Here is a 19851-nt window from a genome sequence, read left to right on the forward strand (position 1 = left end):
GTCCCTAAGGAAAGAAAAATGGCGATCATTGTCCAAAAATTCGGCGGCTCCTCGGTGGCCGACGCGGCCAAGATGCTGGAGGTGGCCGCCCGCATCGCCAAGACCCGCAAAAAAGGGAACCAGGTGGTGGTCGTGGTCTCCGCACCCGGGGACACCACCGACGACCTGATCGAGATGGCGAAGAAGATCACCGACGATCCCGAGGAGCGGGAAATGGACGTGCTGCTCGCCACCGGTGAGCAACAATCCATCGCGTTGCTGGCCATGGCCATCCGGGCCCAGGGCTGCGACTCCATCTCCTTCACCGGTCCCCAGGTCGGGATCGTGACCGACAATGTCCATACCAAGGCCCGCATCGTGAAGGTGGGGGATTCGACCATCCGCAAGGCCTTGAACGCCGGGAAAGTGGTGGTGGTGGCCGGTTTCCAGGGCATGAACCGCAACAACGAGATCACGACCCTGGGACGGGGCGGGAGCGACCTGACGGCGGTGGCCATCGCCGCGGCCTTGAAAGCGGACGTCTGCGAGTTCTATAAGGATGTGGACGGCGTCTTCACGGCCAACCCCTCCATGGTGAAGGATGCCCGTAAACTGAACGTCATCAGCTACGATGAAATGCTGGAGATGGCCAGTGCGGGGGCCCAGGTCCTGAACGCCCGCTCGGTGGAATTCGCCAAGAACTTCGGCATCAAGATCCATGTGCGGCCCACATTTAACGAAAAGGAAGGGACGATCGTCATGCAAGAGACCAAAGCCATGGAAAAGGTGGTCATCAGCGGGGTGACCTACACCAAGAACGAGGCCAAGATCACGGTGCGTGGCGTTCCGGACCGCCCCGGCATCGCCTCCATCCTCTTCTCCCGGTTGGGCAAGGCGGGCGTCAACGTGGACATGATCATCCAGAACATCGGGGAGAAGGGGCATTCGGACGTTTCCTTCACCGTGGACAAGGGCGAGTTCAAGAAGGCCATGAAGGTGGTCCAGGAGGCCTCCAAGTCCTTGAAACCCGCCGGGGTCATCAGCGACGAGGATATCGCCAAGGTCTCGGTGGTGGGCGTGGGCATGCGCTCCCATTCGGGCGTGGCCGCCAACATGTTCACCGCCCTGGCCGAGGCCGGCGTGAACATCGAGATGATCTCGACCTCGGAGATCAAGATCTCGGTCGTGATCGACCAGAAGGACGTGGCCAAGGCCGTTTCGGCCATCCACAAGAAGTTCCATTTGGGCAAGAAAGCTTAAGGGGAGACCGTGTCCGATAAGATCGTTCTTTATGACGCGTTATTGCGGGAGGGTCCGCAGACCCAGGGGTTGAACCTCTCGGTCGAGGATAAGCTGGCGCTCGCCCAGGCCCTGGACGACCTGGGGCTCCATTACTTGGAGGGGGGCTGGCCCGGGGCCAACCCGAAGGACACCGAGTTCTTCCAGCGGGTGAAGAAGCTCAAATTGAAGGCGCGGCTCTCGGCCTTCGGCATGACCCGCCGCGCCCGCCACAAGGCCGGCGAGGACCAGAACCTGCTCAACCTGGTGAAGGCCGGGGTCTCCACCATCACGGTGGTGGGGAAGACCTGGGACTTCCACGTGACGAAGGCCCTGGGGATCCAGCTTCCCCAGAACCTGGAGATCATCAACGACTCCGTCAAATTCCTGAAGTCCAGGACCGATGAGGTCTTCTTCGATGCCGAGCATTTCTTCGACGGCTACAAGCGCAATCCGGAATACTCGCTCTCCTGCCTGGAAGCGGCCCTCCAGGGCGGCGCCGATTGCCTGGTGCTTTGCGATACCAACGGGGGATCGCTGCCCGAGGACATCGAGGCGGTGGTGACCCGGGTGCGCCAGCGTTTCCCCGGCGCGGCCCTCGGTATCCATTGCCACAACGACTCCGACCTGGCGGTGGCCAACACCCTGGCGGCCCTCGCCGCCGGCGCCACCCAGGTGCAGGGCTGCATGAACGGTTATGGGGAACGGGTGGGCAACACCAACCTGACCTCCCTCATCCCGACCCTGGCCCTGAAGACCCAGTTCGGATTCCTGCGGCCGGTGAAACTCGAGAAGCTCACCGAAGTGTCCCACCGGGTCGATGAGATCCTCAACCAAAGCCCCCGGCCGGGGGCCCCTTATGTGGGCAAGAACGCCTTCACCCATAAGGGCGGGATGCACATCTCCGCCGTCCAAAAAGCCACGGAGGCCTATGAGCACGTGGATCCCGAACAGGTGGGGAACGCGCGCAAACTGGTCCTCTCCGACCAGGCGGGGGCCTCCGCCGTCCTTCACCAGGCAGGGACCCGTCACATCAAGCTCGACCGCAACACGCCCGAAGCCCGCGCCATCATCGACGAAGTGAAGAAGATGGAGAGCGAAGGCTACCAGTTCGAGGGGGCCGAGGCCTCTTTCGAGATACTCCTTAAAAAAGCCCTGGGACAGCACCGCAACTTCTTCGACCTGGTGGGCTTCCGCGTCATCGTGGAGAACCGGGGGGACGGCAAACTGGTGAGCGAGGCCACCATCAAGCTGCGGGTGAACGGGGTCCTGGAGAACACGGTGGGCGAGGGCGACGGGCCCATCAACGCGCTTGACCAGGCCTTGCGGAAAGCATTGACCAAGTTCTATCCCTCCCTCAAGGAAGTCCGCTTGAGCGACTTCAAGGTGCGTGTCCTGGACGCCAAGGAAGGGACCGCCGCCAAGGTTCGGGTCTTGATCGAGAGCCGGGACCCCCAAGGGGCCTGGGGCACCGTGGGCGTCAGTGAGAACATCATCGAGGCCTCTTGGGAGGCCCTGGTCGATTCCATCGACTATAAGCTGCTCAAGGATTCCAAAGGGCGCAAACCCAGGAAGTCCGGCCGTTGAAGCACCTGCCCATCGGGATCTTCGATTCGGGCCTCGGGGGACTCACGGTCTTCAAGGCGATCCAAAAGGAACTTCCCCACGAACGGATCGTCTATTTCGGCGACACGGCCCGCATCCCCTATGGTACCAAGAGCCCGGACACCATCATCCGCTATGCCCGGCAGATCATCCGGTTCTTCCGTAAAAAAGAGAAGGTCAAGTGCGTGGTGGTGGCCTGCAATACCTCCTCGGCCTGGGCCCTGGAGGCCGTCCGGAAGGAATTTTCCCTGCCTATCCTGGGTGTGATCGAACCCGGGGCCTTCACGGCCGTCGAGGTGACCCGCAACGGCCGCATCGGGGTCATCGGTACCGAGGGAACGGTCGCTTCCGGAGCCTATGAGAAGGCCATCCGCCGCTTGATGCCCAAGGCGCGGGTCTTCTCCCGGGCCTGCCCTCTTTTCGTGCCGCTGGTGGAAGAAGGAAAACTGACCGGACCCATACCGGAGGCCGTGGCCAAGGAATACCTGAAGCCCCTCTTGAAGGCCGGGATCGACACCCTGGTGCTGGGTTGCACCCATTACCCGCTCTTGAAAAGGACCCTCTCGAAGGTGGCGGGGAAAAGGGTCCGGATCGTGGATTCGGCGGAGGAGACCGCCCGTTCCCTTCGGCGCAACCTGGAGACCCACGGGGTCGAGTTGAGCGGGCGGGGCGGGAGCCGGTTCTTCGTCAGCGACCTTTCCCGTAAGTTCAAGGAGCAGGCCCAACGCTTCCTGGGGCGCCATATCGCCACCGTCGAGAAGGTCTTCATCGAAAATTACTGAGGATGCCGTTCCGTTGACTTTGGGGTCCTGGACCCTAAAATGAAACAAAACCTCCGGAGGTCCCCCATTCGCCCCCGCGCCCTTGCCTTCCTGATCCTTTCCCTTGCCTGGAGCCCGGCCCTTTGGGCCAAGAACGACGTGGTGACCGACCCGACCAATTATGAGATGGTCATGGCCCCCACCGCCTATACCCTGGGCCATGGCGGTTATGACCTGGTGACCGAAATGTACGACAACGGCGGGGTCTATGTCCGGGCCAACGTCGGGTTCGAGAAGTTCTTCATGTTCGGGTTCTCCGCCAACGGCACCAACCTGGTGGGGAACGGAACGATCCAGGTCCAGGCCCCCCGGCTCTTCTTCAAGCTCAAGCCCCTGGACGAGGGGACTTCCCCGGTGGCCTTGGCGATCGCCTGGGACGACCGGGGTTACGGGGTGGTGAACGGGGGACGGTTCTTCCCGGGGACCGAAGAGGGCTTCTACGTGGCCGCCAGCCACGAGTTCAAGGAACTGGGTTGGCTTCAATTGCACGGCGGGGTCAATCTGGTGAAGTTCGACAACTTCGACGCGAGCCAGGACCTGGGTTGTTTTTTCGGGACCTCCTTCGCGGTCACTCCCGTGCTGGCCTTCAACATGGAAGTGAACCAGCTTTTGACGACCTATTGGCAGTACAACGCCAACGTGATGTTCAACCTGGATAACCCGCTTCGGATCGGCCTGGACCTGAGGGACATCAACCGTCCCGATCTTTTTGCCCGGGTCCTGCGCGTCCAATACATCAGCTTCTTCTGATCCGGGACCCGGGTTCCCGGGAAAGGGGGCCCCATGGCCCGTTGCATCCGCCTGGCCTTTGCCTTGTCCCTCCTGGTCCTGGGTTGCTCCCCCTCGGGGAAGGGTCCGGACCTCATTCCGGCCGCGGAACGGCTTCCCGCTCCCGAGGTCAAGGCCCACTTCCTGAACGCCTCCAACGGACTGAGCCTTTCCTCCATGAAGGGGAAGGTCGTGGTCCTCGATTTTTGGGCCACCTGGTGCGGTCCCTGCCGGATGGAACTGCCTTCCCTGGTGAGGATCTACGATGACAATCATTCGAAGGGATTGGAAATGTGGGGATTGTCCCTTGAAGCCGCGGACAACAAGCCTGACGCTTACTTCCAGGATTTCATCGCCAAGAACGGCCTGAGCTATCCGATCGGATTGGCCTTCGATCAGACGATCAAGGATTACGGGGTGAGCGGCATCCCCGCCACCTATTTCATCGACAAGAAGGGCCGGGTGGCCCTGGCTTTCGTGGGCCTCCACCGGGAAGAGGACCTGGACGGGGCCGTGCAAGAGCTGTTGGCTGAGTGAGCCTCCCTGACTTTCTTTGGGAAGGGGGGCGGGGTATAATTCCAAAAAGCCGAACGGAGGGCGCCATGGGTCAAGCACAGGACTCCGATGTTCGGGAAAGTTTCCTTGAACTTTACCGTGAGCTTTTCTCCCACGTCTCCTTCCTGGAAGTGGTGATCGAGCGGCTGGTCCACGGACAGCATGTGGACCGACCCATGCTGGAGAACCATCTGGCGCAGATGATCGCGGGGATCGCCCTCCACGAGAAGAAGTGGACCAAGCCTCGGCTGCCCAAGCGGGTGCGCAAGGACCACCCGGAATATTTCCGCAACGAGATGCTGCGGGTCTCCAAGGTCATCAAGGGCCAACTGTCGGTCCTCCTGAAGACCTCCTTTTTGGTGGACGAGCGCGAGGTGGAGGAGGACTACCTCCAGACCCTCAGCGACGTGACCGATAATATCGCAGGCGCTTTCCAGCACGTGGTGCGTTCGAACGTCCTGATGCCGGTCATGTTGAATTAAACCGATAAAGCCGTGTTGGAACCGGGTCGTTCCCCTGGGAACCCCGGTTTTTGATTTCAGGGGGAGCGATGTCCATGTTGAAGGGACCGGTCAAACCAAAGGGCGTGGAATACGAGGTCTTCAGCCTTTATCTCAAGGAAAAGGACCTGAAACTGACCGCGCAAAGGGAGCTCATCCTGGAGACCTTCCTGGCCAGCCGGGGCCATGTTTCGGCGGAAGAGCTTTTCCAGAGGGCGCGGGCCAAGCAACCCCACGTGGGGTTCGCCACCGTCTATCGGACCCTCAAGCACCTGGGCCAGTGCGGGTTGGCCCGGGAACTGGATTTCGGCGATGGCCGGGTCCAATACGAGCCCGAATTCAACCGCCAACACCATGACCACATGATCTGCACCCAGTGCGGGACCTATATCGAGTTCCTGAACCCGCAGATCGAGGAGTTGCAGGAGCAGGTCAGCCGGAAGCACGGCTTCAAGATCACCTCCCATCGGATGCAGCTTTACGGTCTGTGCCAGAAGTGCCAGAAAAGCGGTAAATGATCAATTCCGGACCAGGAGAACGTCATGGCTGATTTTTTGGTGTCCCGGGTGACCCGCGACAAGCTTCAGGACGAGCTCAACCGCCTCAAGACCGTCCGACGGCCCCAGGTGGCCAAGGCCCTGGAAGAGGCCCGGGCCCATGGGGACCTGAAGGAGAACGCCGAATACGATGCGGCCAAGCAGGAACAGGGGATCCTGGAAGCCCGGATCCGGGAGATCGAGGACAAGCTGTCCCGGGTCCGCATCCTGGAGGATGAGAACATCACCGGGGAGCATGTGTCCATCGGTTGCAAGGTGACCGTCAAGGACCTGGACAGCCAGCAGGACGAGATCTACCGGCTGGTGGGCGAGGAAGAGGCCGATTTCGCCAAGAACAAGATCTCCATCCGGACCCCCATCGCCCGTGGGCTCATCGGAAAGAAGGTGGGTGAGAAAGTGGATATCCAGGTGCCCCGCGGAACCCTCAAATACCAAGTGCTCAACATCGAAGTGGGGACCGATTAGCCGCCCCTTGGATACCTTGACAAAGGAGAATGGGGACCGGTAGTATCTTTCAAAATTTAACGCTCTTATCGCGAGTGGCGGAGGGACAGGCCCTTTGATGCCACGGCAACCGGCCCGAAAGGGCGCCAGGTGCCAAATCCTGCTCCGGGAAAGATCAAGACCCGGGGAAAGATGAGAGATGGAAAACCACCCCCCAAAGGCTTCCATCTCACGATGGAGGCCTTTTTTAGTTCCAGCTAAAGAAGGTTTCCGGGGCGACCTCAGGAGACTTCGATGAGCTACGTGAAAGCCTTGAAATGCCGGGAGTGCGGCCAGGAATACGAGAAGGCCGCCAAATACGTCTGCGAGTTCTGCTTCGGCCCCCTCGAGGCGGCCTACGACTACGACAAGATCAAGAAGGACGTGACCCGGGAGAAGATCTCCTCCCGGTCGCTGAACATCTGGCGTTATCGCGAGTTCCTGCCCGTGGAAGGGGACAAGTTCAACAGCCTGGGCGAAGGTTTCACGCCGCTCTTGAAGGCCGACCGCCTGGGCGAGGAATTGGGTCTTTCAAAGCTCTATATCAAGAATGACTGCGCCAACCCGACCCATTCCTTCAAGGACCGCGTCGTTTCAGTGGCCTCGACCCGGGCTTTGGAACTGGGCTTCGACACCCTCGCCTGCGCTTCCACCGGCAACCTGGCCAACGCGGTTTCCGCCTATGGGGCCAAGGGCGGCATGAAGCGTTTCGTGTTCATCCCTTCCAACCTGGAGCCCAGCAAGGTGACGGCCTCCCTCATCTACGATCCCAACCTCATCGGGGTGAACGGCAACTACGACGATGTGAACCGCCTCTGCAGCGAGATCGCGGGGAAGTACAAATGGGCCTTTGTGAACATCAACATGAGGCCCTATTACGCCGAGGGGTCCAAGACCCTTGGGTTCGAGGTGGCCGAGCAATTGGGATGGAAGTCGCCCGAGCAGGTGGTGGTGCCGGTGGCCTCCGGATCGCTCCTGACCAAGATCTGGAAGGGGACCCAGGAATTCGCCAAGACGGGATTGATCGAGGCCCGGCCCATGCGGGTTTTCGGGGCCCAGGCCGAAGGATGTTCACCCGTGACCACGGCCTACAAGGCCAAGACGGACACCTTCCGTCCTGTGAAACCCAACACCATCGCCAAATCCCTGGCCATCGGGAATCCGGCCGACGGCTTCTATGCGCTCAAGACCATCGCCGAGTCCAACGGCGGGGCCGAAATGGTCAACGATGAGGAGATCGTCGAGGGGATCAAGCTATTGGCCCGCACGGAAGGCATCTTTGCCGAGACCGCGGGCGGCGTGACCATCGGCTGTTTGAAGAAATTGGCCGAGTCCGGGGCGCTGGACCCGGACAAGGTGACCGTGGCCTTCATTACCGGAACGGGGCTGAAGACCCAGGAAGCGGTCATGGGCCATTTGAAGAAGCACGAGGTCATCCAGCCCAACCTGGCCGCTTTCGAGGCCACCCAGTTGGTCACGGCCTGAACGTGCGAAAAAACTTGCTCCTTCTCCTGTCCCTTTTCCTGGGTTCGGCCGTCTGTTGGGCGGTCGCTCCCGAGGATTATTTCAACGCGGGCAAGGACCTCTACGACCACAAGGATTACGAGAAGGCGGTGAAGTATTTTCATGCGGCCGTGGAACAACGGCCCGATTACTGGCAGGCCTATCAACTGCTGGGCCAGTCCTATTACCAGGTCGCCAATCGCACCGAGGCCATCCTGGCCATCGACGAGAGCCTCCGTCTCCATCCCAACAACCCCGAATTGCGAAAATTCGAGGCCAAGATCCGCGCGGCCAGTCCCTGGGTCTCCAAGGACTTCGTTTCCCGGACCCTGCCGATCCTTTCCATCTTGATCTCGCTCGGCACCTTGGCCTGGACCCTCTGGGGCCAGCGCTGGTGGCGGTCCCGTAAAGCCCCGGCGCCCTGATATTCGATGCTCAAGATCGTCGCCATCGGCGGGGGAAGGTTCGGGTGGGGGAATCCCCCCGTTGATGTCGTCCCTCTTTGCCAAGAAATAATCCATTTAAGCGGCAAAAAGTATCCCCGCATCTTGTTCGTTCCAACGGCCAGTGATGACCGCCTTGCCACCGTGGAAATGGTGAAGCGGCTTTTTGTCAGGCGTCTTGGGTGCCGTTTGGATACCCTCTATCTCGTTAAAACCAAGCCTGCGATCGCCCAAATCCGTAAGAAGGTCATGGCCTCGGACGTGGTCTTTGTGTGGGGAGGGAACACCCTCAAAATGATGAGGCGCTGGAAATTATTGGGGGTCGATAAGGTCCTGCGGGAAGCGCGGGAAAAGGGAAAGGTGCTGTGCGGTCCCAGTGCCGGGGCCATTTGCTGGTTCCGGCAAGGGAATTCGGACTCCCGTAAATTCAAAAATCCCAAAGCGAAGCTCATCAAAGTGACCGGATTAGGGTTCATCGACGCCCTAGGCTGTCCCCATTACGATGGGGAAAGGGACCGGAAACCCGAACTCAAAGAAATGATGAAAAAGACGCCGGGTGTCGCCCTGGCCATGGACAATTGCGCGGCCTTGGAAGTGGTTGGGGACAAAGCCCGGGCTGTGGTCTCCAAACCGACGGCAGGGGTTTACCGGGTCTATTGGAAAGCCGGGCGCTATTTCCAGGAAAAACTGCCCAAGGGGAAGTGGTTCGACTTGAACGGATTGACCCGGAAATAGGCCTAGTACTTTACGGTTCGAGGGTAACACAGGGGACGTTCGGGTCATCCTGGGGCGGTCCGATCTGCCTCAACTTCCCCTGCCAATAGGCCAATTCCTGTTTTTTAAAATCCAACAGCTGGTTGGGGTCTTGGGCGGGGGAAGCGGAGCTTCCCTCCGAGGCCGCAAGGGCGACCCGGGCGGCTTCGACCTGGGATTCGAGATAGGCGAGCTTTTTCCGGTAAGCGGCGAGCTTTTCGGCTTCCCACTTGGCCTTTTCCACCGAAGCTTTTTGGATGTCCTTGGCCGTGGCGTTCCTTTGGGCGACCAATTGGTCGATCGCCTGCTCGAAACCGGCCAAAGGGCCGTCGGCGGCGGGGATGTTCTTATGGGCCGGGGTTTGAAGGGCCTGTTCCAGGTCCTGGATCGCTTGTAAGGGGTTCATAGGATTCCTCGGTAGTCCTAACGGACGTTCCAGGTCAATCTTGAATCTCCATTTAACGGGCATTTCCTTAGGGGCCCTCCCGGACGTCCTGTTAAAGTGGTGGCTCGATCGCCTCCCGGAAAGGACGGAACTTGACCGAGGACACTTCTCCCCAAACCTCAAGCATCCTTCCCAAGGTCCTGATCGCCCTTTTGGCGGTCGGCATCGGGCTCCTGGGGTTCCTTTATTACCGCAAATACAAGCAAGACCAAAGAGCCAACCGCCCCCTGGGACTTGAACCCCTGGCGATGGAACCCTTGCCGTTGGGCGCGATCAAACCCAAAGGCTGGATCCTGGACCAACTGAAGCTCCAGGCTGCGGGCCTATCGGGACACCTGGACGAATTCTGGCCGGATGTGGCGAAAAGCGGCTGGTTCGGCGGCGATGGGGAGGGATGGGAGAGGGCGCCCTATTGGCTGGATGGAGCCATCCCCCTGGCCTATCTGACCGGGGACCCGAAGCTGATCGCGAAGGTCACCAAGCACATCGACTATATCCTGGCCCATGCCCAGAAGGATGGATGGCTGGGTCCCCAGACCATCCGGGGTCCCTTCGGAATCCCGGGGCCGCCGCCCGATTCCCGGGACCCCTGGCCCCAGTTCGTCATCCTGAAGGCCCTGGCCCAATACCAGGAAGCCACGGGGGATCCCCGCATCCTTCCTGCCATAGGCCGGGACTTGGCCGCCCTCGCCAGCCAGTTGGAGCAAAAGTCCCTCTACGATTGGAATTTTTTCCGTTACGGGGACCTTCTCACCACCTTGTTCTGGTACTACGACCGTACCCATGAGCCGGCGGCCTTGGCCCTGGCCTATCGGGCCGCTTCCCAAGGTTATAACTGGCCCAAGCATTTCGAGGACCTGCCCATCAAGGAAAAATCGCCGGGTTGGAACTGGTACAGCCATGTGGTCAACAACGCCATGGGGCTCAAGGTGCCGGCGCTCCTCTGGCGTTTGACGGACCAGGATGAGTTCAAGGACCTGTCGCCCAAGGCCATCGGGGAACTGGATAAATACCACGGGGAGCCCAACGGTCTTTTCAGCGGGGACGAGTGTTTGGCGGGACGAAGTCCCTCCCAAGGGACCGAGCTTTGCGCCATCGTGGAGACCATGTATTCGTTGGAGACCCAGCTTTCCATCCTGGGGGGCTGTGCCCCGGCGGACCGCCTGGAGAAGATCGCCTTCAACGCCCTTCCGGCGGCCATCAGTCCCGACTACTGGGGCCATCAATATGACGAACAGGCCAACCAGGTGGCCTGTGTCTTCTACCAACAGCCGGTCTATACCACCAACCGCGGAGAGTCGAACCTTTTCGGCCTTCAACCCCAATATGGCTGCTGCACCGCCAATTTCCACCAGGGTTGGCCGAAGTTCGTTTCGCACCTATGGATGGGGACCCCGGACGGGGGCCTGGCCGCGGTGGCCTATGCGCCTTGTGCTGTGACGGCCCGGGTCGCGGGCGGGAACGTTTCCATCGAGTTGGAGACCCAATATCCATTTTCTGAGGACCTGACCTTCACGGTCCATTCCGGCTCAGGGTCGGATTTTCCCCTCTATCTTCGGATACCCGGTTGGGCGAAGGGTGCTTCCGTGACCTTGCCCGATGGGAAGGAACTCGGCGGTAAAGCGGGGAAGTACTTGAAGATCGCCCGGCGTTGGACGGGGGACGAACGGGTCCAACTTCACCTGCCGATGACCTTCAAGATCCACCGTGGTTACGAGGATTCGGTGAGCGTCGAACGGGGGCCTTTGGTCTATTCCTTGGGGCTGCCGGAGGTTTGGAAGCAGGCTCGGCCTTTTCCCTTCCAAACGAAGGACAAGAAGCGTTTCGATTATTTCGTACTGCCCCAAACGGCTTGGAATTACGCCCTCCAGTTGGATACGGAACACCCGGAGAAGAGTTTGGAGATCCAAGTGACGGCCTTGTCGGGGGATCCCTTCACCTTGTCGGATGTTCCCATCCATGTGAGGGCCCGCGGAAGGAAATTGCCCGACTGGGCCTTCGCCCAAGGCGCCGCTCTCCCGCCGCCCCAAAGCCCGGTGGCGAGCACCGAGCCCCTGGAGGACCTGGTCCTGGTGCCCTATGGTTCGGCCCGGTTGCGGGTGACCGAGTTCCCGCTCCTAAAAAATTAAGGCGGACCTCTTTAAGGTTAAAACGGGAAAATTTTCCCGAAACGGGACCCAAAACATCATCGGAAGGCATCTGGATCCCGCTGCGTTTCGTTCAGGTAAAAGATGTGCCTTTCCTCGATTTTCCCCGTCGTCTCCCGCAATATGACCCGTGTCATCACCCGGGCCCCGAACTCTTTCAATAATTGCGCTAAACCTCCCCAAGGAGACTTCCATGCGAAGCGGACGGAACTTCATGCCGATGGCCGGGTGGATCACGCTCCTTTTGATGGGGATGGCCTCCCCTCTGCTGGCCGGGGAAGCCGACCTGGCGATCCCGGACCTGGGGTCGGTCCATTTCCTTGGCATCACCGGGACCCAGGTCCTTCAAGCGGGCCTTTGGGTCTGTTTGGGAGGCATGCTTTTCGGCGGAAGGATCTACCGGAACCTCCGGAACCTGCCGGTCCATCGTTCCATGTTGGAGATCTCGGAGCTCATTTACGAGACTTGTAAGACCTATCTGAGGACCCAGCTCAAGTTCATCCTGCTCCTTTGGCTTTTCATTGGCGCCATCATCCTAGTCTATTTCGGATGGTTGAAACCCGTGGGAGCGTTGAACGTGGCCCTGATCCTCGCCTGCAGCCTCCTGGGGATCGCCGGTGCGGTCAGCGTGGCCTGGTTTGGGATCAGGATCAACACTTTCGCCAATTCCCGGACCGCCTTCGCTTCCTTGGCGGGCAAGCCCTATCCCTGTTCCGATATCCCCCTCAAGGCGGGCATCTCCATCGGGATGCTGCTCATTTCCATCGAGCTCTTCCTGCTCCTGGCCATCCTCCTGGGGGTCCCCGGCAACCTGGCCGGCTACTGCTTCATCGGTTTCGCCATCGGGGAATCGCTGGGGGCGGCGGCCCTCCGCATCGCCGGGGGCATTTTCACCAAGATCGCCGACATCGGTTCGGACCTCATGAAGATCGTGTTCAACATCAAGGAGGATGATGCCCGGAACCCGGGTGTCATCGCGGACTGCACCGGGGACAACGCCGGGGATTCGGTGGGGCCGACCGCCGACGGATTCGAGACCTACGGGGTGACCGGGGTGGCCTTGATCACCTTCATCCTCCTGGCCGTTCCCGAGCCCCAGATCCAATCGAAATTGCTGGTCTGGATCTTCGCCATGAGGATCCTCATGATCCCCACCTCCGGCCTGGCCTATACCGTCAACAGCGTGGTGTCCCGGGCCCTTTACGGTGAAAAGGCCAGGTTCGATTTCGAGGCGCCGTTGACCAACCTGGTCTGGATCACTTCCTTCATCTCCATCCTGGTCACCTATCTGGCGTCGGCCTTCATGATCGGGGACCTGGGGGACGGATCCCTCTGGTGGAAACTGGCTTCCATCATCACCTGCGGCACCCTGGCGGGGGCGATCATCCCCGAGGTGGTGAAGATATTCACGTCGGTGCGTTCCCACCACGTGCAGGAAGTGGTCTATTCCTCGCGGGAAGGGGGGGCGTCCCTCAACATCCTCTCCGGGTTCGTCGCCGGTAACTTCTCGGCCTTTTGGATGGGGTTCTCGATCGTGCTGTTGATGGGGGTCGCCTTCTTCATCTCGAAGATGGGCCTGGATGGATTGATGGTCGCGCCGGCGGTCTTCGCCTTCGGTTTGGTGGCCTTCGGGTTCCTGGGGATGGGGCCGGTCACCATCGCGGTGGATTCCTATGGGCCGGTGACGGACAACGCCCAATCGGTCTTCGAACTCTCCACCATCGAGTCCATCAAGGGGATCGGCAAGGAGATCGAGCGGGATTTCGGGTTCAAACCCGACTTCAAGGTGGGGAAGGAACACCTGGAGGAGAACGACGGGGCCGGGAACACCTTCAAGGCCACGGCCAAGCCGGTGCTCATCGGGACCGCGGTCGTGGGGGCCACCACGCTGGTCTTTTCCATCGTCGTGCTCCTGGCCCGGGCGGGTTCGGCCGGGGAGGTCACCCAGGCCCAATTGGACGCCGTCGCGGTCCATTTCTCCCTCCTGGATCCCATGTTCCTGCTCGGATTGATCTCCGGCGGGGCGGTCATCTATTGGTTCACGGGCGCCTCCACCCAGGCGGTCTCCACGGGCGCTTTCCGGGCGGTCGAGTTCATCAAGGGCCACATCAAACTGGATTCGGGGTCGCCCAAGGCCTCGGTGGCCGACTCCAAAAGGGTGGTCGAGATCTGCACCCTTTACGCCCAAAAGGGGATGCTCAATATCTTCATCGCCCTTTTCGCGGCCACCCTGTCCTTCGCCTTCCTGGACCCGGATTTCTTCATCGGCTACCTGGTGGGCATCGCCATTTCGGGGCTCTATCAGGCGATCTTCATGGCCAATGCGGGGGGCGCCTGGGACAACGCGAAGAAGATCGTGGAGACCACCCTGAAACAGAAGGGGACGGCCCTGCACAACGCGGCGGTGGTGGGGGACACGGTGGGCGATCCTTTCAAGGACACCTCGTCGGTGGCCATGAACCCGGTCATCAAATTCACCACCCTCTTCGGACTGTTGGCCGTGGAGTTGGCCATCAGTCCCTCGGTCTCGCCGGTGGCACGCGCCATCGTCTTCCTGCTGTTCCTTTCGGTAGCCCTGCATTTCGTCTGGCGATCCTTCTACCTGATGCGCATCAATGTGGGGGCCGAGTTCGAGAAGGTGGTCGTCCCGATCCAGGTGCCTGTCATCGAGGAAAAAGCCGTTTTGACAAGTCCGCGGGGATCCGCCATCTTGAAACCGGGAACGGAGCCGCTCGATTAGTCCTGGGGTCTTTTCCCCTGGAATTTCCGGGGCTCTTTCGTCCATAATCGGGACTTCTCACACCCCACCAGGAGGAAGTTCATGGCCGTGAAAGTGCTCATCCCCACCCCCTTGCGGAACCTCACCAACAACCAGGCCGAGGTCAACGCCGATGGCGCCACGGTCGCCGACCTCATCAACGACCTGGGGAAGAACTACAACGGCCTCAAGGACCGGCTCTGTGACGAGAACGGCAAGATCCGCCGCTTCGTGAACATCTACCTGAACGAAGAGGACATCCGCTTCCTGCAAGGGGAAGCCACTGCCGTCAAGGCGGGCGACCAGATCTCCATCGTCCCGGCCATCGCGGGCGGAGTTCGCTAAAAGCCAACCGGTTCCCGCGGGGAGCCTTTCGATCCTGGAGCGTCCCATGCTTTCCATCAAGAAACTCGTCGAACTCGATTACCCCACCGAAAAGGTCACCCAACCCGTCCTGTCGGCCATCATCAAGAAATACGACGTGACCGTGAACATCCGCCGGGCTTCCATCACCAAGGGTTTCGGCTATGTCCAGATGGAGATCGAGGGTCCGGAGGCCGAGGTCAAGAAGGCCTTGGACGACCTGACGGCCCAGGGGATCGACGTGAACCCCATCGTCAAAGATATCGTCGAGTAGCCTGTGCCCGAAATGACCGTCGAGGACCGCTTTTTCCGGCAGGAGATCCTTTCCGGCGTGGGGAAGGAAGGTCAGGCCAAATGGGCCCAGGCCCGCGTCCTGCTGGCCGGGGACGGCCCCGCGCTGAAGTCCGCCGTTTTAGGGCTCGCCTCTTCCGGGATCCACCAGATCATCCTCCTTTCAAAGGCCCCCTTTGACGGTTCCTCTTTGACGGAACAATTTCCCCAACTGAGGTTGGAACTGCTTCGGGAGGCCCCGGGAACGCTTCCTAGCGTTTCTTTGGGGATGGTCCTTTCCGAAGACCCGGCGTTCCGGCGGGCGATGAGCCGTTCTTTCCGGCGTCAGGCTCAGTCGGCCCTTTTCGGTTGGCCGGCGGCTTCGGGTTTTGCCTTGATGGCGGTGGAACACCAAGACGGGCAATGTCCCTGCCTGGAATGTTTCGAGGTCATGAATCCCAAGGCCTTCACTCAGGGGACCCCTGCCATCCAGGAAATGACCGGAGCCCTGGCGGCGACCGAAGCGCTCCTTTGGATCCTCAAAGGTGGAACGCCTCTGACCGGAAAGGTCTGGATCAACGCGCTGGGGGCCGGGGTCTCGGTCCAGCACGCGGTCCACCCCACCTACAAATGCGCCGCCCGGATGGCCGAGGAAGGAGCGGTTGTCACCCCATGAGCCATAATCGCTATCCTTTGGCCGAGAACGTCACCCAGATCATCGGTAATACGCCGCTCCTGCGGCTCCAGAACATTCCGGACAAGGCCCATGCCCAGGTCCTGTGTAAATTGGAGTTCTACAACCCGGGTGGGAGCGTCAAGGACCGTATCGCCCTGGCCATGATCGAGGACGCCGAGAAGAAAGGGATCCTCAAGCCCGGCGGGACCCTGGTGGAGCCCACCAGCGGAAACACCGGCATCGGATTGGCCCTGGTCTGCGCGCAAAGAGGCTACAAGCTCATCCTGGTCATGCCTGAGGATATGAGCCAGGAACGCCGGGTCCTTTTGAAGGCTTATGGGGCCGAATTGGTCCTGACCTCGGCCAAGGGTCTCATGTCCGAGGCGGTGACCAAGGCCCGTGAGATCAAGGAAAAGAACCCGCATTATTTCATGCCCGAACAGTTCGCCAACCGGGCCAACCCCGAGGCCCATAAGCGCTCGACCGCTCCCGAGATCGAGAAGGACACCGAAGGAAAGATGGACGCCTTTGTCGCCGGGATCGGCACCGGAGGGACCATCACGGGGGTGGGAGAATACTTCAAGGCCAAGTCCCCCAAGGTCCGGATCGTGGGGGTGGAACCCGCGGCGTCGGCGGTGCTTTCAGGGGGCAAACCGGGTGTCCACCGTATCCAAGGCATCGGGGCGGGGTTCGTTCCGTCGGTTTTGAACCGCTCGGTGGTGGATGAGGTGATGACGGTCACCGATGAGGAAGCGTTCGCCATGACCAAGCGCTTGGCCCGGGAGGAAGGGCTTCTCCTGGGGATCTCCTCGGGCGCCAATGTGGCGGCGGCCCTGCGGCTTGCCAAGTCCATGGGCCCGGACCAGCGCATTGTGACCATCTGCTGCGACATGGGCGAGCGCTATTTCAGCCTGGAAGAGGAATTCGAAAAGAAGAAGTGAGGGTTTTCAGCGCCCGGAGCTGAGCACATCCCCGGCGGCCTCGGCGCCCTGCACCATGCCCGCGGCGGGGGAACCGGCGGGAGCGTCCTTGCCAGGGACCGGTGTTGCGTTGGAGGCCTGGGTGGTCCCGGGCTTGTCCACCATCGGCCAAAGATAGACGTAACCGACATAGCCCAAGGCGACCACTACGGCCAAGAGGATGAGGTTCATGACCATTCCTTCGCCTTTTTGATCGAGCCTTTTCATCGTTCCCTCCTTGGTTTTCAACCCGGCAGCAGTTTCAGCCAGACTTCCCGTTCCCGGGGCCCGTCGAACTCCAAAAAGTATACCCCCTGCCAGATCCCCAAGCAGATCCGCCCCTTTTCCACGATGAGCATCTGGGTCACACCGGTCAGGACCGACTTGATGTGGGCGTCGGCATTGTCCTCGTTGTGCTTGAACTCAGGGGACTGTGGGATGGACTTTTTGAGGTGGTAGAGGATGTCCCGTTTCACGTCCGGATCGGCGTTCTCGTTGACCGAGACGGCCGCGGTCGTATGGGGGCAGAAGACCGATAGAAGCCCGGATTCCTGACCGCTTTTGGTCACGAAATCCTGCAACAGGGGCGTGATGTCCTGGATCTCGTCCCGCTGGTGGGTGCGTATCTTGATGATCTTCATGCCTCCAGTATATCGCCGGTAACCTCCCAGGACCCGGGAAGGCTTGCCACCGGATTGGCAGGAACTTAAGGTGGGGGTGGAGGTCGCCATGACCATGAAGATCGATGTTTATTCCGATGTCATCTGCCCCTGGTGCTACCTGGGGAAGAAAAGGCTGGAAGCCGCCTTGGAACAATGGGACGGCAAAGCCGACGTGCGTTTCCTTCCCTATGAGTTGAACCCGGGGACCCCGGCCGAGGGATTGGACCATAAGGCCCATCTGGAAGCCAAATTCGGCGGTCGTCATGTGCTGGACGCGGCCCATGCCCGTTTGACCGCTTTGGGAAAAGAAGTCGGCATCGATTACCGATTCGACGACATCCAAAGGACGCCGAACACCTTCAATGCCCACCGGGTGCTATGGCTCGCTGACCAGGAAGGGAAGGGAAATGCGGCGCATAACGCCTTCTTCAAGGCCTATTTCACGGATGGGAAGGACCTCGGGGACAAGAAGGTCCTGATCGAGGCGGCCACCTCGGCTGGATTGGATAAGACCAAGGTCGAGAAGCTTTTAGCGGGCAATGGATTTGAAGAGGAAGTCCGGGCCGCCGAAGAGAAGGCCTATGACCTGGGTATCCAGGGGGTGCCGTTCTTTGTTTTCAACGACAAGCTGGCGGTGTCAGGCGCGCAAAGTCTGGAAGTTTTTAAGAAGGCTGTTGAACAAGCCGGTTCGTGATCTTAAAAGGATCCACTGTGGATCCGGTGACCCTTTTCCTGTTCCTGGATGATCTTGGCCTCCATATCCAACAATTTATCCCACCGGCTTTCCACTTCCTTCGTTGGCATTACCTTCTTGGCCATGTCCACGAAGAGCCGGTAGTGGCCGTTCTCAGATTCCAATAAGCCCGAGTAGAACCTAGCCAATTCGCCATCCTCGCAAGCCTCCGCTAAGCGTTCGAAACGTTCACAGGAACGGGCTTCGATGAGGGCCGAGATCAACAGGCGGTCCGCCAGGTCCTGGAGCCCTTTGCCCTTTCGGATACAGGACCTCAGGTCCATGGCATATTGGTTCTTATGGGTCCTTTCGAGCTTTCCGCCTCTTTTCTCCAACAGTTTCAGGACCATCTTCATGTGGGTTGTTTCATCCTGGGCGATGGCGGCGACCGACGAAAGCCAATGTTCAGGCGCTTCAGGCCCGGGCCATAGGTTCAAGAATTCCAGCGCATTGTTCGCGGCTTTCTTTTCGAGATAAGCCTGGTCGGATAGAAGGGCGATGGGGTCTTTCAGGACCGATGGGGCCCAGGAAGGTGGGGTGGCAGTGCGAAGGGGCAGGGATTTTTTGGTGCTCATGGCGTGATAAGTTCCGAAAGTCGGTCTTGGTTGAATAAAATGACCCTCATTCTAACCCGAGGACACAAGCTTGCCTCACTTTCGTGGACACGACCGCCTTCGAAGGGAAGACCCTTCGCTTTGGACCGATTTCCGGACCATCCCTTGGGCCATTCGCCAAGCGTTCTTGAAAGGGGACAACCAGGAAAGCCGCAAGAAACCCCTTTACGCCAGTTCCTTGGCCTTCAAGACCATCCTGGCCCTGGTCCCGGCCCTGGCCATCCTCCTGGCGGTCCTGTCGAACGAGGCCTTCAAGAGCCAACGGAACCTCCTTTTGGACCAGTTGGTGGACGGGATCTATCCGGTCGATGTGTCCGACCCGAACTCGCTCTTGGACCCATCCGAATCCCAGAACCTGAAGCAACTCAATGAGATCGGGAAACAACAGATCCGCTTCTCGGTCCGGAAATTCGCCTTCCATTCCCAGCGGGCCGGTTGGTTCGGATTCCTGGGATTCCTGATGGTCGTTTTCCTGCTCCTGCGGGACGTGGAGCATTCCTTCAACCATCTTTGGCGCATCGAGAGACCCAGGCCCCTGGGGTCCCAGTGGCTGCGGCACATGACCTTTTTCGTCGGACTCCCCTTGGCCCTGACCCTCTTGATGGACCTGAAACGCTGGATGGAAGGTCTGAGGATCCTGGGACCCGACCTGAACCTGTGGGTCTTCTCCACCTTCGTCCCTTTTCTCATGACCTGGGCGGCGATCGGATGGCTCTATCAATGGATCCCCAATACCCGGGTGGGGTTCGGCGCGGCGGCGGGCGCGGCCCTGGCTTCCACCTTCTTCATCGGGGTGGCCCGATGGGGGATGAACTGGTACACCCATGTGGTGTTCAAACAGTCGAACATCTACGGGGCCCTTTGGATCTTCCCGGTCATCCTCCTGTGGTTCTATGTTTCCTGGCTGGTCATTCTTTTCGGTGTGGAGGTCTCGTTCCACATCCAGAAGCGCCATCAAGAAATGGCGGCCCGCTAGGAG

The 19851-nt window shown here is 60.1% G+C and carries 23 protein-coding genes and 1 riboswitch; of the genes, 19 read left to right on the forward strand and 4 right to left on the reverse strand.

Annotated features, from left to right (window positions below; genetic code table 11):
• The first annotated feature begins 18 nt into the window (after window positions 1–18).
• The 11 genes from VHE12_09840 to VHE12_09890 all read left to right on the forward strand — a co-directional run bounded on the left by VHE12_09840 (window position 19) and on the right by VHE12_09890 (window position 9227).
• Window positions 19–1239, forward strand: a complete 1221-nt coding sequence (locus VHE12_09840) for an aspartate kinase (protein ID HVZ81075.1) — start codon at window positions 19–21, stop codon at window positions 1237–1239.
• A 9-nt stretch (window positions 1240–1248) separates the two neighbouring features.
• Entirely contained in the window at window positions 1249–2844 is a 1596-nt protein-coding gene (gene cimA / locus VHE12_09845) for a citramalate synthase (GenBank protein HVZ81076.1), read from the forward strand.
• Window positions 2841–3644, forward strand: a complete 804-nt coding sequence (gene murI, locus VHE12_09850) for a glutamate racemase (protein ID HVZ81077.1) — start codon at window positions 2841–2843, stop codon at window positions 3642–3644. The genes cimA and murI overlap by 4 nt, the downstream gene beginning before the upstream one ends.
• A gap of 39 nt (window positions 3645–3683) precedes the next feature.
• A complete protein-coding gene (locus VHE12_09855; GenBank protein HVZ81078.1) occupies window positions 3684–4433 on the forward strand; it encodes a hypothetical protein in 750 nt (249 codons plus the stop codon).
• 33 nt (window positions 4434–4466) lie between these two features.
• Window positions 4467–4988 carry a TlpA disulfide reductase family protein gene (locus tag VHE12_09860; protein HVZ81079.1) on the forward strand — a complete coding sequence of 174 codons (522 nt, stop codon included), beginning with the start codon at window positions 4467–4469 and terminating at the stop codon, window positions 4986–4988.
• Between the two features lie 65 nt (window positions 4989–5053).
• Window positions 5054–5488: a hypothetical protein gene (locus VHE12_09865; GenBank protein HVZ81080.1), complete on the forward strand. Its 435-nt coding sequence runs from the start codon at window positions 5054–5056 to the stop codon at window positions 5486–5488.
• 68 nt (window positions 5489–5556) lie between these two features.
• Window positions 5557–6024: a transcriptional repressor gene (locus VHE12_09870; GenBank protein HVZ81081.1), complete on the forward strand. Its 468-nt coding sequence runs from the start codon at window positions 5557–5559 to the stop codon at window positions 6022–6024.
• A gap of 24 nt (window positions 6025–6048) precedes the next feature.
• Window positions 6049–6528, forward strand: a complete 480-nt coding sequence (gene greA / locus VHE12_09875; protein HVZ81082.1) for a transcription elongation factor GreA — start codon at window positions 6049–6051, stop codon at window positions 6526–6528.
• A 62-nt stretch (window positions 6529–6590) separates the two neighbouring features.
• Window positions 6591–6706, forward strand: a riboswitch (SAM riboswitch).
• Window positions 6707–6801: 95 nt separating this feature from the next.
• A complete protein-coding gene (locus VHE12_09880) occupies window positions 6802–8031 on the forward strand; it encodes a threonine synthase (GenBank protein ID HVZ81083.1) in 1230 nt (409 codons plus the stop codon).
• A gap of 14 nt (window positions 8032–8045) precedes the next feature.
• Window positions 8046–8474, forward strand: coding sequence for a tetratricopeptide repeat protein (locus tag VHE12_09885; GenBank protein HVZ81084.1), 429 nt, complete (start codon window positions 8046–8048; stop codon window positions 8472–8474).
• A gap of 6 nt (window positions 8475–8480) precedes the next feature.
• Entirely contained in the window at window positions 8481–9227 is a 747-nt protein-coding gene (locus tag VHE12_09890; protein HVZ81085.1) for a peptidase E, read from the forward strand.
• Window positions 9228–9237: 10 nt separating this feature from the next.
• Here VHE12_09890 and VHE12_09895 read toward each other — a convergent pair whose 3' ends face one another.
• Window positions 9238–9651: a hypothetical protein gene (locus tag VHE12_09895; GenBank protein ID HVZ81086.1), complete on the reverse strand. Its 414-nt coding sequence runs from the start codon at window positions 9649–9651 to the stop codon at window positions 9238–9240.
• Between the two features lie 131 nt (window positions 9652–9782).
• Here VHE12_09895 and VHE12_09900 point away from each other — a divergent pair, with 131 nt between their 5' ends.
• The 6 genes from VHE12_09900 (at window position 9783) to cysK (ending at window position 16845) form a co-directional block, all read left to right on the forward strand.
• Window positions 9783–11819, forward strand: a complete 2037-nt coding sequence (locus tag VHE12_09900; GenBank protein ID HVZ81087.1) for a hypothetical protein — start codon at window positions 9783–9785, stop codon at window positions 11817–11819.
• 232 nt (window positions 11820–12051) lie between these two features.
• On the forward strand, window positions 12052–14577 hold the full coding sequence (locus tag VHE12_09905; protein ID HVZ81088.1) for a sodium-translocating pyrophosphatase: 2526 nt from the start codon (window positions 12052–12054) through the stop codon (window positions 14575–14577).
• Between the two features lie 81 nt (window positions 14578–14658).
• Window positions 14659–14940, forward strand: a complete 282-nt coding sequence (locus VHE12_09910) for a MoaD/ThiS family protein (protein HVZ81089.1) — start codon at window positions 14659–14661, stop codon at window positions 14938–14940.
• A gap of 46 nt (window positions 14941–14986) precedes the next feature.
• Window positions 14987–15232, forward strand: a complete 246-nt coding sequence (locus VHE12_09915; GenBank protein ID HVZ81090.1) for an NIL domain-containing protein — start codon at window positions 14987–14989, stop codon at window positions 15230–15232.
• A 3-nt stretch (window positions 15233–15235) separates the two neighbouring features.
• Window positions 15236–15904, forward strand: coding sequence for a hypothetical protein (locus VHE12_09920; GenBank protein ID HVZ81091.1), 669 nt, complete (start codon window positions 15236–15238; stop codon window positions 15902–15904).
• On the forward strand, window positions 15901–16845 hold the full coding sequence (cysK, locus tag VHE12_09925) for a cysteine synthase A (GenBank protein ID HVZ81092.1): 945 nt from the start codon (window positions 15901–15903) through the stop codon (window positions 16843–16845). Before VHE12_09920 ends, cysK begins: the two co-directional genes overlap by 4 nt.
• Before the next feature lie 6 nt (window positions 16846–16851).
• On the opposite strand, the gene VHE12_09930 is transcribed toward cysK, so the two are convergent.
• Together VHE12_09930 and VHE12_09935 are read right to left on the reverse strand one after the other, a co-directional pair.
• Window positions 16852–17091: a hypothetical protein gene (locus VHE12_09930; GenBank protein ID HVZ81093.1), complete on the reverse strand. Its 240-nt coding sequence runs from the start codon at window positions 17089–17091 to the stop codon at window positions 16852–16854.
• A gap of 17 nt (window positions 17092–17108) precedes the next feature.
• Window positions 17109–17594: a secondary thiamine-phosphate synthase enzyme YjbQ gene (locus tag VHE12_09935; GenBank protein HVZ81094.1), complete on the reverse strand. Its 486-nt coding sequence runs from the start codon at window positions 17592–17594 to the stop codon at window positions 17109–17111.
• Here VHE12_09935 and VHE12_09940 point away from each other — a divergent pair.
• Entirely contained in the window at window positions 17593–18219 is a 627-nt protein-coding gene (locus tag VHE12_09940; protein HVZ81095.1) for a DsbA family oxidoreductase, read from the forward strand. The two genes, VHE12_09935 and VHE12_09940, sit on opposite strands and share 2 nt — an antisense overlap.
• Window positions 18220–18221: 2 nt before the next feature.
• Here the strand turns inward: VHE12_09940 and VHE12_09945 are convergent, their stop codons facing one another.
• On the reverse strand, window positions 18222–18833 hold the full coding sequence (locus tag VHE12_09945; protein HVZ81096.1) for a tRNA-(ms[2]io[6]A)-hydroxylase: 612 nt from the start codon (window positions 18831–18833) through the stop codon (window positions 18222–18224).
• Between the two features lie 166 nt (window positions 18834–18999).
• Here VHE12_09945 and VHE12_09950 point away from each other — a divergent pair, with 166 nt between their 5' ends.
• Window positions 19000–19848, forward strand: coding sequence for a YihY/virulence factor BrkB family protein (locus VHE12_09950; GenBank protein HVZ81097.1), 849 nt, complete (start codon window positions 19000–19002; stop codon window positions 19846–19848).
• Window positions 19849–19851: the final 3 nt, after the last annotated feature.

This window comes from bacterium (assembly GCA_035549195.1).
In the GTDB taxonomy this organism is placed as follows: Bacteria; Oederibacteriota; Muellerivitia; order Muellerivitales; family Muellerivitaceae; genus DASZRK01.